This window comes from Flavobacterium davisii (genome assembly GCF_019565505.1).
Lineage (GTDB): Bacteria > Bacteroidota > Bacteroidia > Flavobacteriales > Flavobacteriaceae > Flavobacterium > Flavobacterium davisii.
This window is the reverse complement of sequence record NZ_CP067378.1, coordinates 992582-1008990: the sequence shown is the minus strand read 5'-3', so window position 1 is coordinate 1008990 and position 16409 is coordinate 992582. Positions and strand designations below refer to the sequence as shown.

At 32.6% G+C, this 16409-nt stretch carries 15 protein-coding genes; 14 read left to right on the top strand and 1 reads right to left on the bottom strand.

Going from position 1 to position 16409, the window contains the following annotated elements; all coding sequences use genetic code 11:
* Nucleotides 1-405, top strand: coding sequence for a CHAT domain-containing protein (locus JJC05_RS05010; protein ID WP_235878448.1), 405 nt, complete (start codon nt 1-3; stop codon nt 403-405).
* 410 nt (nt 406-815) lie between these two features.
* Here the strand turns inward: JJC05_RS05010 and JJC05_RS16705 are convergent, their stop codons facing one another.
* A complete protein-coding gene (locus JJC05_RS16705) occupies nt 816-1061 on the bottom strand; it encodes a hypothetical protein (protein WP_258929505.1) in 246 nt (81 codons plus the stop codon).
* Nucleotides 1062-1275: 214 nt separating this feature from the next.
* Between JJC05_RS16705 and JJC05_RS05000 the strand changes: the two genes are divergently transcribed.
* The 13 genes from JJC05_RS05000 (at nt 1276) to JJC05_RS04940 (ending at nt 16287) form a co-directional block, all read left to right on the top strand.
* On the top strand, nt 1276-1995 hold the full coding sequence (locus tag JJC05_RS05000) for a hypothetical protein (RefSeq protein ID WP_235878446.1): 720 nt from the start codon (nt 1276-1278) through the stop codon (nt 1993-1995).
* Between the two features lie 35 nt (nt 1996-2030).
* Nucleotides 2031-3347 carry a fibronectin type III domain-containing protein gene (locus JJC05_RS04995; protein WP_235878444.1) on the top strand — a complete coding sequence of 439 codons (1317 nt, stop codon included), beginning with the start codon at nt 2031-2033 and terminating at the stop codon, nt 3345-3347.
* 3 nt (nt 3348-3350) lie between these two features.
* Entirely contained in the window at nt 3351-6680 is a 3330-nt protein-coding gene (locus JJC05_RS04990; RefSeq protein WP_235878443.1) for a T9SS type A sorting domain-containing protein, read from the top strand.
* An 18-nt stretch (nt 6681-6698) separates the two neighbouring features.
* On the top strand, nt 6699-7166 hold the full coding sequence (locus tag JJC05_RS04985) for a hypothetical protein (protein WP_127823677.1): 468 nt from the start codon (nt 6699-6701) through the stop codon (nt 7164-7166).
* Nucleotides 7167-7480: 314 nt separating this feature from the next.
* On the top strand, nt 7481-8554 hold the full coding sequence (locus tag JJC05_RS04980; RefSeq protein WP_127823678.1) for a hypothetical protein: 1074 nt from the start codon (nt 7481-7483) through the stop codon (nt 8552-8554).
* Nucleotides 8555-8583: 29 nt separating this feature from the next.
* Nucleotides 8584-9360 carry a PKD domain-containing protein gene (locus tag JJC05_RS04975; RefSeq protein ID WP_235878442.1) on the top strand — a complete coding sequence of 259 codons (777 nt, stop codon included), beginning with the start codon at nt 8584-8586 and terminating at the stop codon, nt 9358-9360.
* A 374-nt stretch (nt 9361-9734) separates the two neighbouring features.
* Entirely contained in the window at nt 9735-9932 is a 198-nt protein-coding gene (locus tag JJC05_RS04970; protein ID WP_235878441.1) for a hypothetical protein, read from the top strand.
* A 123-nt stretch (nt 9933-10055) separates the two neighbouring features.
* Nucleotides 10056-11282 carry a hypothetical protein gene (locus JJC05_RS04965; RefSeq protein WP_235878440.1) on the top strand — a complete coding sequence of 409 codons (1227 nt, stop codon included), beginning with the start codon at nt 10056-10058 and terminating at the stop codon, nt 11280-11282.
* 29 nt (nt 11283-11311) lie between these two features.
* Nucleotides 11312-11623: a hypothetical protein gene (locus JJC05_RS04960; protein WP_235878439.1), complete on the top strand. Its 312-nt coding sequence runs from the start codon at nt 11312-11314 to the stop codon at nt 11621-11623.
* A 44-nt stretch (nt 11624-11667) separates the two neighbouring features.
* Nucleotides 11668-13176: a hypothetical protein gene (locus tag JJC05_RS04955; protein ID WP_235878438.1), complete on the top strand. Its 1509-nt coding sequence runs from the start codon at nt 11668-11670 to the stop codon at nt 13174-13176.
* A complete protein-coding gene (locus tag JJC05_RS04950; protein WP_235878437.1) occupies nt 13158-14156 on the top strand; it encodes a hypothetical protein in 999 nt (332 codons plus the stop codon). The genes JJC05_RS04955 and JJC05_RS04950 overlap by 19 nt, the downstream gene beginning before the upstream one ends.
* A 146-nt stretch (nt 14157-14302) precedes the next feature.
* Nucleotides 14303-14929 (top strand): hypothetical protein, encoded by a 627-nt coding sequence (locus JJC05_RS04945; protein WP_235878436.1) that lies wholly within the window; start codon nt 14303-14305, stop codon nt 14927-14929.
* A complete protein-coding gene (locus JJC05_RS04940; protein ID WP_235878434.1) occupies nt 14926-16287 on the top strand; it encodes a hypothetical protein in 1362 nt (453 codons plus the stop codon). Before JJC05_RS04945 ends, JJC05_RS04940 begins: the two co-directional genes overlap by 4 nt.
* Nucleotides 16288-16409: the final 122 nt, after the last annotated feature.

Below are 16409 nucleotides of genomic sequence, written 5' to 3'. Positions count from 1 at the left end.
ATGATGCGTTCTGGTTTACTATTTGCTGGAGCAAATAATTCGTGGAGAAAAACCAATAATGAAACAAATGCAGATGATGGTATTTTAACCGCTAAAGAAATCGCTAATCTTGATTTAAGCAATTGTAAATTAGTAGTATTGAGCGCTTGTGAAACAGGTTTAGGTCAAATAAACGGTAGTGAAGGTGTTTTCGGTTTACAACGCGCATTTAAAATGGCAGGTGTTCAAAATATCATCATGAGTTTATGGAAAGTTCCTGATGTACAAACAGCAGAATTATTCGGAATTTTCTATGCAGCATGTTTCAATGGCAAATCCATACAAGAAGCTTTCAATGAAGCCCAAAACAAAATGAAAGAAAAATATTCCCCATACTATTGGGCAGGTTTTGTACTACTAGAATAATTTTTTTTAGCAATAGGGTTACCTTTTTATCTTTTTCATATAAACTATAAAACAATTAAATTATAGTAATTATGAGAACTAGAAAAAACAAGTCTTTGGAACCAATATCAACAGTTATAATATTATCTTTTCTTATACATTTTGGAAAATATCTACTTATTGGCGGAATAATTATATTCATTATGTCATATATTTCTTATTATTTTTCATCTAAAAACTAACCTTTTGGTGTTGTTAATCTTTGAATAAAATTAGGTTTTATACATATTTAAAATAACATTAATAAAGAACTTGATAAATGAAAAATTACGGATCAAGAACAAAAGGTGGGGATTAAGCAAAAAGATTGGATAATCTGAATAAGAAAAAATCGATATTTCTTACCCCTCTAAACTGACTCCTAAAGGCTTTTATTTTTGCATTAAAGATTCAGCAGCTGCATTAGTACTTCTATTATCAAAGTAGTTTAGTATTGATTGATAATTGACTGTTAACCCTTTAGAGACTAACTCTGTGTGATCAAACTCTATTGGAGGTTTTGCTTTTTCTTCAAAATAAAGATGCAGGCTTTCTTGTGAATTATAAACTGAAATTATTTCAAAATAATCAACTAGAAAATCAGGAAGTATCAATTTTAAAAGATCTGTAGGGTTCATAAGTAGTGTTCAATTTTGACAAAGCTCTCTTTTTTTAATTATCCTCCTCAACTTTTGTTTTTAATCTTTTATTGCCTTGGCAAAAATAAAAAATTGCCTTTTTTGACGGGATTTTTAAATTATTTAAAAACAATAACCGAATTATTTGGATTGTTTAAATTTTTTTAATAAATAATTTAAAAGTGTACTTTTACAAAAAAAAATGAAAAACTAAATGTCAATTACTCTTAATAGATACTTCTTTATTCTTTTAATTTTTATGCAAATGAGTTTTATAGCTCAAAATAAAGAAGTAAGTCCTTTAAAAATCATTGCACGCGGACAGAAAGACAAAATTTTATTGCGATGGGGAGTTACCTCTGCGTCTGAGTGGAAAAAAGCTCTTAAAACAGGATTTATACTAACCCGTTATACTGTTAAAAAAGGGAATCAATTAATAGCCGAACCTGAGAAAAAAATATTGACTGTTAATCCTTTATTACCACAACCTTTGGAGCAGTGGGCTGAACTAATCCAGAAAGACAGTTATGCTGCTATTGTTGCACAGTCTATATATGGTGAGGAATTCCAAATTAGTGGACAAAATAATAATTCTATTTCCAAAATTATTGAGACAGCCGATGAAATGGAGCAACGTCATACTTTCGGTTTATTTGCTGCCGATATGAGTTTTGAAGGCGCATTAAAAGCGGGTTGGGGATTTGTTGATAATTCTATCGTTAGAAATGAAGTTTATGTCTATCAAATTAGTATTCCTAATAGTAAGTTCAAATCGGCATCTGTATTAGTGGGTATGAAAGATTATAAAAAACTACCTGCAATAGATGATTTAATTGCTGTTTCTGATGATAAAAAAGTATTGATTTCCGGGATTACGAATCGTATAAAGATGTATTTACATCTTATAAAATTGAACGTTCCGAAGATGGAGTAGCATTTTCGCCAATAACCAATGCGCCTATAGTAAATATGAATGAGCAAAAAGGTGTACAATCTAAACGATTATATTATGTAGATACTTTAGCTCAAAATGATAAAACTTATCATTACAAATTATATGGCATTAGTGCTTTTGGTGAAAAAGGACAGTTGAGCAAAGTTATTACAGCAAAAGGTGTCCATGATGTTTTTTTACCCACACGTATAGATGATTATAAAATTACTAAAGACAATAGTGTTATATTAGATTGGTCTTATCCAAATGATTTAGAAAATCATATTGCTGGTTTTGAAGTCAACCATTCAGAAGATGAAAAGGGACCTTATCAAAAAGTAACTGAATTGCTTTCTCCACAAACGCGTAAATTTGAATATAAAAATTTAGGGCCATCCAATTACTTTAAAATCTTTGTGGTTGGAAAAAATAACAAAAGACTTAATTCGCAAAGTACTTTGGTACAACCCATTGATTCCATTCCTCCTATGAAACCAATAGGTTTAGAAGGTACTATTGACAGTTTAGGCGTGGTTAAATTAAAATGGAACGCCAATATAGAGAAAGATTTATTAGGGTACAGAATTTTGAAAGCTAATAATGTCAATGAAGAGTTTGTGGATATTTACACAAAACCATTTCAGGGAACAAGTTATACGGATAAAGTAAGTTTAAAAATGTCGAATCCTAAAGTATATTATCGTTTGGCGGCAGAAGACAAGCGCTATAATATTTCTGAGATGTCAGCTATTTTGGTACTCGAAAAGCCGGATCGTATCCCACCCACAGCTCCAATTTTTAAAGATTATAGCGTAAGTAAAGGAAAAATTCATTTAGAGTGGGTACGAAGTTATAGTGAAGATGTGGTTTCGCATCATCTGCGCCGTAAAAAGCAAGGAGAAAAAGAATGGACAGAAATTCTGAAAGTAAACGATACGCTACAAAGTTATACCGATGAAAATTTAGAAAATAAGAGCACCTATCAGTATGCCATAGTAGCCAAAGATAAAGAGGGTTTAACTTCCTCACTAGAGCATTCAGTAGTTACCGTTGAATTTATTGATATGAATCCTATTGCTATTATTGAAAATTTAATAGGAACAGTAGATAGAGAACAGCGAAAAATACTACTGACATGGCGTTTTAAAAAATCTAAAGAAAAGATAAAGGGGGTGAGTATATATAGGAATAAATTAGGAGAAGCCCCTTCATTATGGAAAGAAATAAACAAGCCTATTCAAGAAATTACTGACACGCAATTAAGTATGAATACAGAGTATGAATATCATCTTTTGGTAAACTTGGAATCTGGTAATCCTTGTAAATCGGAAAGTATTAATATAAAATATTAGACAATGAAGAAAGTTATAATTTATTTATTGTTATTTTTTAAATTCAATATGATTTATGGTCAGTTGAAACTGGCAGGAGATGCTTATTATACATTAGATAGTTCAATGTGGCTGGGTGAAGGATCAGAAGGAAGCGGATGTGGATATGGAGGCCTTGAGTGGTTGTATTTGCAAAAAAAAACAGGAGGCACTTTTTATCTTAAAAATAACGACGGTTCAATGTGGCAAAAGACCTATCAAGTTTTTAATTCAAACCACAATATAAAATTTACAGACACTGACCCAATTACTAGTTTTAGAATTAAATCAAACCATAGAGTTGAAGACTTTTGGGGGTCTTGCTATACTGAGAGTCTTTGGGAACATAGTGTAGGTGTCCAAAAAGTAGCCGATGTTACGTATCAAAATACTGAAATTTTTGCTAGATGGTTTAATGGCTGGTTGAATTTAAACACCTACCCAGTGATAAATTTAATTAATACTGATCTTGCAAATAATATTATAGGGGATGACGACAGTATTATAATTCCAGAAATTAATGATATAGAAAAAAAGTATTATTTTTGGCAATATTCAGCTTCTCCTACTGGACCTTGGATTGACTTACCAGCAAACACTTCAGGTAAAAATTTTTTACAAATTAAATCAAGCGATTTTCTCCCAAATAGTTTGATAGATAGTTATTTCTACATAAGAGTCACAACCAAAGTTTCACATGCCAATGAGCAAGGAAAAATTATTGCCTTAAAATATAGAAAGTCAGCTCCACATATATTAAGCGTTGTTCCAACTAGTCCAAAATGTTATAAAGAGACTGATGGAAGTGTTATTGTAAATTTCGATAGAGCATTATTGGATACGGAAATTTTAGGATATAATTTGTTTAATATTGGGACTAATGCAGATCAAACTTCTTCAGGGGCATTAACTGGTAATCCAAATTTGAATTTATCAAATGACAGAAAATCCATGACTATAAAAAATCTGCCTGCTGGTAAATATAGATTAAATCTTGGGATTGGAGCAATTGATGGACACGAGACTTATACTCAAGGAGAGAAACATAAAATTGAATTCGAAATAAATGAAATACCTGTAGTAACCTTCAAACTCACTAAAACCGATATTTGGTGCCATGGCGGTCAAGATGGTGTTATTAAAATAGAAGCTAATGGGGGTAATAAATTAGAAAAAGATACCAAAGATGGTTGCAAAGGTATTAATGGTTTATCAAGATATTGTTTTTCATTAGATAACGGTTTGACATGGAAAGGTTTTGACACAGAGTTTTCACATACTCTTATGGGACTTACCAAAGAGACTTATACGATACAAGTCCGTGACTGGAAAGGTTGTAATGCCTTGCAACCTAATGGCGCTATTTTAAAATTGAGTGAAACCATACAGCAACCCCAAGAAGCTGTTTCATTATCGTATACTTCGATCAAACAACCTACTTTTTATGGTGGCACAAATGGTCAATTAGTAGTAGCAATTAAAGGCGGAACACCTTTTGACGATCATAGTTATGCTTATGAATGGAAAAATAGTAAGGGGGTTTTGCAAACCAATATTACGCCTTATTATGATGCAACAGCTAAAGTTTATTATCTTACTTTAACAGGCATACCTTCGGATACTTATACACTAACGGTAAGGGATAAAAATTATACGAGTGCAACGAATAAAGATGGTTGTACAGTGGCTAATTCTACTCAGTTTTTAAATCAGCCCGACCCTATCGTTGTAAAATTAAATGTTTTACGCAGTATTTCTTGTAATGTAACCAATGTGTTTGGTAATGAAGCTGATTTAAATCCAGTTGATGGACAACGAGATGAATCGCAAGATGGAATTTTACAAGCCACGGTTACTGGTGGAGTTCCATTTACAGGTTCTGACAACAATGGTTTACCTTATAAATATATATGGAGTAAACAAAAGTTGGATGGCAGTTGGGAAATTTGGAATGATCAGGATGCGACTGCACAATATTTAAACCATGGGAATTATTCGCTTAATGTGGAAGATAAAAATGGAATTCGTTTGGGTATATATGTCAACAATGTAATTAGCCAAGAAACCCCTGTCATTCAGTTTATGCCACAGCCTTCAAAATTAGAATTACAATTCCAAAAAAGTGATATTAGTTGTAGTGCAGGAAATAACGGTTGGATTACAGCAATACCTAAAGGCGGAACACCACCTTATACTTACGAATGGACAACGGGAGCCACTACAGCACAAATTACTAATTTGATCGCTAATAATTATTTTGTAAAAGTAGTTGATGCCAAAGGGTGTTTTGTGCAAGGGAGTATGTTGATTGATCAGCCCAATGGTGTTGTAATTAATGGAATCGTTACTTCACCTACGTGTCATGATGGTGTTGATGGTAGTATAATTACTACTGTGACGGGTGGTACTCCTCCCTATACTTATAGTTGGAGTACCGGAGGGAATACAAAAGATATAGTAAGTTTGACTTCTGGTGATTATCAATTAACAGTAGTAGATTCTAAAGGGTGTACCTATTATAAGAATTTCAAATTAGACAATCCGGATCCTATTGTGGTTAATTTAGGAGGGAATAGGACTTTGTGTAATGGTCAGCAACTAGATTTAGATATAAGTATCCCAGATCCTCAAGCGCAGTATAATTGGACCTCAACTCAAGGTTTTAGTTCTAATAGTGCCAAAGTTAGTTTGACACAAGCAGACACCTATACAGCTAAGGTTACAAGTTCTAAAGGATGTTTAGGTCAAGATAGTTTCGTTTTAAAAACCAGTAACGTAGCTATATCTTCTGAATTTTTCTTGACTTCACAAGCCTATTTAAACGATGAGGTAATATTAATAAACGCAAGTAATCCACTAGGTGAAAATACGAGTTGGGAAATACCTAATACAGTAACGATAGTAAATCAGAATGAAAAGTATATTGTTTTAAAATTTACGAGTTTAGGTAGTTATACTATTTCATTGAAACAAACTCAAGGAGATTGTTATGCTTTATATTCCAAAACAATAAATGTAGAACCTAAATTGATAAATCCTACAATCGGAAATGAAGCGCAACCATTTATCACGGAATTTCTAGTAACCCCAAATCCTAGTAATGGTGATTTTCAAACCATAGTAAAATTAGCGGAATCAAGTCCTATTAAATTACGACTTTACCCCATTAATGGTCAACAGCCTATATTGGAGAAAAGTGAGAACGGACAAAAGAGTTATGTTTTAGATTTTAATAGTTCACTAGCTGCTGGAACTTATGCTTTAATATTGGAAACAGCTAAAGAAACTTTAGTCAAAAAAATTATTATTTATTAATTCTATAAAAATTTTAAAATGAAAAAAAGCATTTTTATGTTGGCAGGAATTGCCTTAGTAGCTTGTAGTAAAAAAGAAGATTCAACTCCAACAACTCCAGAAGTGTCGGTAGTAGGAAAATGGCAAAAACAAAATGTAACTGTTACTTCTGGTAAAGATGGTTCTAAAATATCAGAAAAAATTACCACTGCATGTGAAAGAAATGGGTTTATTGAATTCACTATGGAAAAAAAAGTGACTACTGAATCTTATTACACTCAAATTGTAAATCAAGTAGAAAGTTGTGTAAAAGAATCATCTTCAACAATTAGTTCATATGAATATGATAATGGAACAAAGAAACTAACTGTTATTAGACCAAATAAAACTGTAACTGTAACTGTTGAAAAGATTTCTTCTACGGAATTAGAACTTAGCTATACAGATTCGGATAAAAACAATGACGGTGTTTTAGACAAAACAGTAGAATACTACATCAAAAAATAATTACTTTAGGCTGTCTGAAAAGGGTGTGACTTTTTTATTTCTGACATTGTAGAAGTGATTTAATAAAGTTTTTTTCAATTTTTCAGACAGTTTTTATTAACTAAAGTGATTTTTTTTAAAATTCAATTTTTCGTTTGCAATAAATACAGCGAAAAAAATATAAAAGGCAATTGACTTATTTTTTTATTAAGAGTTCGACAGTTTTTATCTATTGGTGAATTTTCGTTATTCTAATAATCATGCTTTCTTTTCCAATATAGATTTTGAAAAAGAATAAAGGTCAAATATCCATTTTTAATAAATAAACTTTTACAATGAAAACATTATATACCTTACTAATTGGATTAGTACTTTTAAGTTGTAGCAAAAAATCAGAAGACGAAACAGTAAAAATTTTTAGATTCCTTGAATTCGAGAATGATGTGTTGTTACCAAATATTAATGAAAGTGAGCTTACTTTTTTAGCAATTGATTTTGATAAAAAAATTGAAGATTGGGAAATTAAATTATCAAATGGGAAGGAAGATTTTCCGACTGGAATTAATAGAATAGAAACCACGATGTATGGTTGGACAAATGGTGATAAAATTGCTCAAAGGATCTATTTGAGAATTCCAAAACTAGAATATGGAGATTATACTGTTTCTATAAAAAACAAAAAGACAAATCAAATTTACACCGATGTTTTTTTGGTTAGAAATAAAGTTTTTAGAGGTTTGAAATCTGTTGACAGTACTACCTATTCAATAATCCATGACACCCCTGATTATTTATATTTTCAGAATACGACCAATTCAATCACAAATGATCCATATTCAAACACTGTTAAACAAGTTTTTTTAGAGAATAAGACAACAATGGTCAGCTATTCAATAAATTTTCAGGTTATAAACAATACAATAGCATTCACAATCCCTAAAACGATTCCTCAGGGGATATATTATTTTTCTATCAAATACACCAACGGAATAGCTAATTACCATGAAAAGGATATTGTGATATTAGAGCAACAATTGCCACAAATAAATTCAATTAACAAAAGTGTATTTAATAGTGGAGAGGAATTAAAATTGGAAGGAATAAATTTTAGATATAAAATTGCTACAGGGATATTACCCTTTGATGGATTGTCAAATGTTCAAACAGGAACTTATTTAGTCTTTAAAGACATTAAAAATGAATATAATTTAAGTTGTGGTATTTATGAAAATAATAATCAGGATTATAATGATATAAGTTCGAGTGAGACAAAACTATTATACAAAATACCACCTTTGTCTAAAGCTTCAATTTTTACAGATGCAAACAAGACTTATTTTGATGGAGAAGTGTATGTAAAGAGTGGTCCTTATAAAAGCAATCCAATCAAAGTGAAAGTTGTTTATTAATTTTTGAAATTCAATTTTAATTTTAAAAGATGAAATTTAAACAAGTTGTATTATTTATCATTTTAATTCTTACAATCTCCTGCTACCAAGAATCTTTTATTCCAATAGAAGGTGATTTTACCACTCAATTTGTCAATGCCGATGAATCAGTACCTGTTTTGATTCGTATAGATAATAAGCTACAAGGTGCAGAAACATTTCAATGGGAATTTGAAGGAGGAAATCCAGCCACATCAACGGTTGCTAAGCCGGGGGAAATTTTATATAACCAGCCCGGGACTTACAAAATTAAGTTGACAGCTACCAATAGTGATGGTGAATCTAAGATAATTGAAAAAACAATAGTGATCAAAGACGCCTTAAATGCTAAATTTACCTATGGTGTTATACAAGATAATTTTTCGCCTGTTGAAGTTCAAATTTCGAATTTAACTACAGGACAGGGTATAACTTACAATTGGCAATTTGAAGATGGAAATCCTGCCACGTTCTCGGGTCAACACCCACCGCATGTCATTTTCACTACACCGGGTAAGCATAAAATTAGCTTAACAATAACTAACGGATTTGAAAATCAAACTATAGATGGTCAAGTTGAGGTTGCTCCTTTATTGGTTAGTGACTTTTCATGGGATGTAGCAGTGGCAGATACAGATTATCAGGCACCTGTTACTTTGAAAATGAATAATAGCAGTATTAGTGCAACGCATTATATATGGCAGGCAAATGGCGGACAAATTAATAATCAGAATCTAAATAATCCTACTATTACATTTAATACACCGGCACTTATTCCATTAACTTAAATGCAAGTAATGGTAAAACAAATCAAAGTACAACTAAAAACATTACCATATACCCTAATACTAATTTATATATTTTCAATGACGTCAAATTAGGTATTAATTCAGCTCATCAAAACAATAGTTATGGTGCTTTTTTCTCTACTATCACACAGCAGACCTATAGTTCAAATGAGGTTAATGTACAGAATAGTGGCTTAATAGATATCGCTTTTCAAGGATTAAATAGTACTTTCAATTCAAATGCTTTTATTTCCCCTCATCAGGTTCAAAACTATGGTTTTTTAGCGTTAAGCAATGCACAACAAACCATTTTTATCAATTCTCAAGAATTATGTAATTGTGGACTAAATTTTAGTGAATCACAGTTTAATGCCATGCAAAACGATAGTCCATTACAACCGTTATTAATAACAAGCAACCTAGCAGGTGCTCAAGGGTTTGGAAAGCAGTTGCCTAGAATTGTTTTATTTAAAACAAAAGACGGTAGAAAAGGAGCAATTAAAATAAAAAATATGATTACTAACGGTACAAACTCTTATATAGTTTGTGATATCAAAGTACAGAAACAATAAAATACATGAAAAATTACTGTTTTTTTCTTGTTATTTTTTTGTTAGGTATCACTACTGGAAAAGGACAGGAAGTTGATATAGAAAATTTTAAGAAAATAAATTTCAAAGTGACTGGAGGAATAAATGCCAACAGTGTTTTTTTTTGCAACAAATGGGAGCAATAACCGTTTGCCATTCACCTATTTGTTATCTGGAAACATGAGTGTTTCTGCATTTTCATTTAGTATGCCCCTATCTTATACCCTGACTAATCAAGGTAATAATTTGGGCTATACTGTACCATTTAATTTTAACAGATTGAGTTTAATGCCTAAGTATAAGTGGGTAAAAGCCTATATTGGTGATGTGAGTATGAATTTTTCCCCATATACTTTAAGTGGGCATCCTTTTCGAGGAGGCGGGTTAGAATTGAGTCCCAAAGGGCGCTTTAAGTTTGCGATGATGGGTGGACAACTAGTCAAAGCTATTGAAAGTAATGAAAGTGCTACTAAAGTACCCGTTTTCCAACGTATGGGATATGGAATGAAAATAGGCTATACCCAATCCAAATACCGTCTAGAATGGATAGGTTTTTATGCAAAAGACAATCTTAACTCAATCCATGAAAATTTTGATAGTAAACAGGTTAGCCCAAAAGAGAATTTAGTAAGCAGTTTAAATTTTTCCTCGTCTTTGGTTCAAAATTTAGATTTTACAATTGAATATGCAGTATCCTTACTAAGTGAAGACTTGCGTTCCAAAATTTTAAATGAATCCGATTTTATTTCAACTAAGCTATCGATACGTGAAAACACCTCTGTATTAAAAGCAGTAAAAGCAAACATAAATTATACTATCCAGAAGACAAAATTAGGGATAGCATACGAGCGTGTAGATCCAAATTATAAAACTTTAGGTGCTTTATTTTTTAGTAATGATTTAGAAAATATAAGTATGAATTTATCGCGCGCATTTTTGAGCGAAAAATTGCAAATGAACAGTTCTATAGGTTTTCAAAGAGATGACGTAGCTGGGCAGAAAAAACAAAACACCAAACGATTAGTTGGTTCTTTAAATGCAAGTTTTCAAGCTAACAGTAAACTTAACTTTACAGGGAGTTATTCTAATTTTACAACGTATACGAATAGAAATTTGAGTCAATTTGATTATATCAATAATCCTAACTTAACTCCCGCTGACACTTTAAATTTTAGACAACTTTCTCAAAATGCTACTTTAGGTATGAATTATACTTTTGGTAAGAAAAAGAACCATAATTTAAATTTCAATTACAACATTTCAGGACAAGCTAATGAACAAGGGGGATTATTAGAAAAGGGCAAACCAGTCAAGTACAAAATTACAATTTGACTCATACCTTACAATTTGTACCGATTAAAATGGCATTGAATACCTCTTTAAATTACACCTCAAATACTGTTAGTTCCATGAGTAGTCATGCACAAGGAGGTGCTATAAGTCTTTCTAAAAAATTAATGAAAGATAAAATGAATAGTAATTTAGGACTGCTATACAACTCCAATATAACAGGTTCACAACACAATTCTGTGTTAGGATTGAAACTTATGACTAACTATACTGCTTTTAAAAAGCATATATTTTCATTGGGGGCTATTCAAATGTTTAAAAATAGCTCACAACAAAATTTGAATGAATTGACGGTTAATTTTAATTACGGTTATAATTTTTAAACGATTAGCAATTGAAAACTAAAAACAACTTCAACCTATACCACATGAAAAACAAACAAAGTATTTTCAGCTGGCTACTCTATTTTTTTATGTTTGTTGCTTACGCCCAACAAAGTCCTAATACTAAGGGTATGGCGGAGGCCAGTTTTGCTAAGATTGAAAAAACAGACCGATGGGTAAATAGTTTTGCAAATCAAGAATTAGTTGAATTACCTATAGGGATTAGAAAAACCGTAAGTAATGTACAATATTCAGTAGGAGTTACAAAGGCTACTTTTACGCCTGAATATACCATGCTAACCGTTTTTTGTCGTGTGGATTTACCACAAACCAAAGCCGATGGTACCCCAGTGCAATTGTTTTTTGGAGCAGATAATATAAAGCTTTCACATCAAGGTGGAATTATAGGTGATGCGAAATTAGTATTGTTAGGAAATATTGATATTCCTTTTAATAATAACCAATGGCAACTCTCGCTCTATGGCGGTTTTGATATGAAAACAGGAGCTGTAAATAGTGAGCTTACTTATGTTACTATAGACTGTGATGGTTTTAAAGAGATGAAAATTTCAGGAGCTGTTGAATTTTCAAGAGATTTGATTTTGCCTTTAGAAAATGGCGTTGTAAACGAAGCTAGAACAACTGTTCCTAAAACCTATTATAATGGTGTAACCAAACAAGTGCCTAATAGAGTAAAAGGTGAGTTCTCCATCATGGGGAGTAATTTTAATGATATTTTAGTCAATGTATCCTTGCAACCCTTTGTTCTAAAAGAAAAGCGAAATGGTAGTAATTATGATGGGAATTTTCAATTTTTAGTTAGTAATGCAGTATTGGATTTAAGTGATTTGCAAAATCATCCTACGGTACAATTTCCTGATTATTATCAGAAGAACGGTTTATTAATGCCTACCGCCAATGCTTGGCGAGGGGTGTATGTAGAAACATTTGATGTAGGTTTGCCCAAGGAATTTAAGACTACCGATACCCAACAAACCAAAGAGCGTATACACTTAGGGGCATCAAAACTAATCATCGATAAATTTGGTGTTTCAGGAACTTTTTATGGTGACAATATTTTCCCTTTAGAAAAAGGAATTACAAGTGATCAGAAATCATGGGCTTATTCATTAGATCATATAGATGTTACAATAGCGGCTAATCATTTTGTAAAAGCTAATTTGAATGGACAAATTTTGTTGCCGATAACCAAACAAAAACCATCTACTAATACTACAGCTTCTAACACAAATTCAAATACTGTAAATAAGAAAGCGCTACTCTACAAAGGTTTTATATCGAAAGAAGAGCAACAACTAACGGTAATCTCAAAAGATACTTTAAGTTTTGATTTATGGAAAGCCAAAGCGACTTTATTACCCAATAGTTCCGTTGTTCTAAAATTAGCAAACGGTACTTTTCTTCCAAAAGCAAATTTACACGGTAGCCTATCAATAGGTTCCAGTAAATCGGATACTGATGATACCAGCAGTGGAAAAAAACAGTTGATTTTAAAGGCATCACCTTTCAAAATTTGCAATTACAAACTGTAAGTCCCGTGATATCTGTACAGTATATGGGATATGCAGGTACCGTAAGTTTTGGTAATTTTCCCGTCTCTATAGGCAATATAGGAGTTAGTATGCAACAATCCTCAGCACGTTTGGATTTTGATTTGGGGCTGAATTTGATGGAGAGCATAGGAGCAGGAGCTACAGCGCGTATTGGTATAAAAGCCAAATTACACGAAGAAAATTTTCGACAGAAGTGGAAATATGATGGTTTAGATTTATCCGCCATCAATATTAAGGCTGATTTTAGCGGGTTTAAGATGAATGGTCAGCTTATCCTGATGGAAAACGACCCCACGTATGGTGATGGGTTTAGCGCTGATTTAGATGTAGAAGTAGTCAGTGTTGTAAAAGTTAAAGCTAAAGCCATATTTGGAAAAACCACCTTTAAGTATTGGTATTTTGATGCTTCTGCCAAATGGCCCGCAGTCCCATCCCCTTTTATGATTAATGGTTTTGGAGGAGGAGCCTATTATAAAATGCGTCGTAAAGAAGGCATTTCACCTACAGAGTTTTCCCCTTCTGGATTGAGTTATATTCCAGATGAAACAAGAGGACTAGGTTTGAAAGCCTTAATTTATTTTCATATAGGTAAAGAGGAAGTTTTTGATGGTGAAGCAGGATTTGAAATAGCCTTTAATACCAGTGGTGGAATTAATACTTTGGCCATATTTGGAAAAGGGGGTATCATGGCTAAAATTCCGGGTTTGAAAAGTGTTTCAGGTTTGATGAATAAAGTAGCATCGAGTCCAGCTGCTATGAGTAGTTTTATGGGGGTATCAGAATCTAGTTTAAACGGTTCCTTTGCAAGTAAATTTTTACCCAAAGCCAAAACCTCTATTCCCGGCGAAATATCAGACAAAGTAGGGATTAATGTAGAAGCTGCCATCGAATTTGATTTTCAAAATAAATCGATGCATGGGACTTTTGATGTTTACATTAATACCCCGGTAATTTTATAGCAGGTGTAGGAGCTGGAGGTCGTGCTGGTTGGGCAGTTTTTCATAAAGACCCACAGGATTGGTATATCTACATAGGTACTCCTGACGATCGTTGTGGGGTGAAGATGGGTGTTGCTGGAATTAGTCTAAAAACTACCAGTTATTTTATGGCAGGAACTGAACTACCGTGTAGCCCACCACCGCCAGATATAGTAGCGCAAATATTAGGAGTAGATGCTCAATCTCTCAATTATATGCGTGATGAAAATGCGTTGGCTAATGGAGGTGGTTTCGCTTTTGGAGCGAGTTTGGATTTTGATACGGGCGATTTGAGTTTCTTGCTGTTTTATGCACGTTTTCAAGCAGGTATAGGATTTGATATTATGCTGAAAGATTACGGAGAAGCCCGTTGTTCCAACACGGGTGATCAAGTAGGGATTAACGGCTGGTATGCCAACGGGCAGTCTTATGCTTATTTACAAGGTGAATTAGGGATACGTGTAAAACTGTTGTTTATTAACATGAAAATTCCAATTGTATCTGGAGGCGCTGCGGTTTTGTTGCAAGCTAAATTACCTAATCCATTTTGGATGCGTGGCTATGTAGGTGGATATATGAATATTTTAGGAGGGTTGATAAAAGGACGTTTCCGATTTAAACTAACCATAGGAGAGGAATGTATCTTTGAAAATGCAAGTCCTTTAGGAGGTATTAAATTAATAACCGACGTAAGTCCTAAAAAGGGACAGAAAAAGCCGATGTATTCACTATACCGCAAGCCACTTTCGCAATGAAAGTTAATGAGCCTATAGTGATACCTGAAGATGATGGTGATCAGACTTATAAAATTATTTTAGAAAAATTTAAGGTTTTAGATGGCACTAAGGAAGTTGCTGGTACTATAGAATGGACTAGTATGAAAGATAGAGCCAATTTTATATCAACTGATATATTACCTCCTAATAAGCCTTTGAAAGTTCAAGTTGAAGTAAGTTTTCAAAAACTTGAGAATGGAATTTTTAGGACCGTTATGCAAAATGGTCAAGTGGCTAAAGAACTAGAAGAACGTGAATTTACTACGGGAGGTGCGCCTAATTATATTCCGTTAACCAATATTTTATATTCGTATCCTGTGGTCGATCAAAAATACTTTTTTGAAGAAGAATATGATAAAGGGTATATTAAACTAAAACGAGGACAGGATTATTTATTTGAGGATCCTAGTTGGGAAACTCAAGTAAAAATGAAAGTCCTTCCTTCTGGTACAAGTTTGACTACGGCTTTTAACTATGACACAAATGCTAATGAGGTTTCCTATACATTACCTAATATAGAGCAAGATAAAAAATATAGTTTTGCTATTATTAGTGGTTTAAAAGGTGCAGTTGCCACTACCTCAGCTAGTACAAGTACGACTAGCATAACGGAAGGTGATAATGACATTAGTATTACTCAAAACCAAGCACAATCACAATCTAAAGAAGGAGAAATTGAACGTTTAAGTTATGGTTTTGGAACCAGTAAATACAAAACTTTTACGCAAAAAATGGAGCATTCCCCTACTCAAAACTATAATTTTGGTATGATTTATTCCGATGTAATTTATTTGAGTAATACTTTGAATAGCCAAGAAGCTTTTGATTTAACCGATTTACAAGGGACTATGTATAGTGAAACAACCCCTTTATTAACGGCAACTTCTAAGTTAAATGACACCTATTACACTACAGATATGGCTCCTTATTTGTATAAAGCCTACCCTTTAGCAGGCAGTTACACCCTTCGAAATCGTGACACGAATGAACTAGGATTGCCTCCGGCAAAAGCTTTGCCAATAAGTACTTATTATCTGACAAGTTTAGAGAATGACACCAATACGCAATGGTTAAAATCAAATTTTCCATTTAAGTATAATTTGCCTTTACTTTATAAATCCGATTGGATGGATTTAAGAGATCAGGTGGTCAATGATTATGTGAATGGGACTATTACGTCAACAAGTTTAGCGTATCAGTTTTTAAGTAAAGAATATACTTTTATGCGTTTTGGATTTTATGAGGTAGCTTTAAAATATCGTCTGCCGGTAATAAAAAAACAACGGAGTATACGTATAAATTTAAAAATGAGAATCAGGTTAGGTTTTAGAATTTAGAGTTTAGAATTTAGAGTTTAGAATTTAGAGTTTAGAATTTAGAATTTAGAGTTTAGAATTTGAAACTTTGAACTTGAAACTTGAAATTTAGAATACAATATACAGTATAAAACACTTGGTTA

Coding starts and splice junctions, on each gene's coding strand:
- JJC05_RS05010 (WP_235878448.1), top strand. CDS start 1: ATGATGCGTTCTGGTTTACTATTTGCTGGAGCAAATAATTCGTGGAGA.
- JJC05_RS16705 (WP_258929505.1), bottom strand. CDS start 1,061: ATGAACCCTACAGATCTTTTAAAATTGATACTTCCTGATTTTCTAGTT.
- JJC05_RS05000 (WP_235878446.1), top strand. CDS start 1,276: ATGTCAATTACTCTTAATAGATACTTCTTTATTCTTTTAATTTTTATG.
- JJC05_RS04995 (WP_235878444.1), top strand. CDS start 2,031: ATGAATGAGCAAAAAGGTGTACAATCTAAACGATTATATTATGTAGAT.
- JJC05_RS04990 (WP_235878443.1), top strand. CDS start 3,351: ATGAAGAAAGTTATAATTTATTTATTGTTATTTTTTAAATTCAATATG.
- JJC05_RS04985 (WP_127823677.1), top strand. CDS start 6,699: ATGAAAAAAAGCATTTTTATGTTGGCAGGAATTGCCTTAGTAGCTTGT.
- JJC05_RS04980 (WP_127823678.1), top strand. CDS start 7,481: ATGAAAACATTATATACCTTACTAATTGGATTAGTACTTTTAAGTTGT.
- JJC05_RS04975 (WP_235878442.1), top strand. CDS start 8,584: ATGAAATTTAAACAAGTTGTATTATTTATCATTTTAATTCTTACAATC.
- JJC05_RS04970 (WP_235878441.1), top strand. CDS start 9,735: ATGCAAAACGATAGTCCATTACAACCGTTATTAATAACAAGCAACCTA.
- JJC05_RS04965 (WP_235878440.1), top strand. CDS start 10,056: ATGCCAACAGTGTTTTTTTTTGCAACAAATGGGAGCAATAACCGTTTG.
- JJC05_RS04960 (WP_235878439.1), top strand. CDS start 11,312: ATGGCATTGAATACCTCTTTAAATTACACCTCAAATACTGTTAGTTCC.
- JJC05_RS04955 (WP_235878438.1), top strand. CDS start 11,668: ATGAAAAACAAACAAAGTATTTTCAGCTGGCTACTCTATTTTTTTATG.
- JJC05_RS04945 (WP_235878436.1), top strand. CDS start 14,303: ATGGCAGGAACTGAACTACCGTGTAGCCCACCACCGCCAGATATAGTA.
- JJC05_RS04940 (WP_235878434.1), top strand. CDS start 14,926: ATGAAAGTTAATGAGCCTATAGTGATACCTGAAGATGATGGTGATCAG.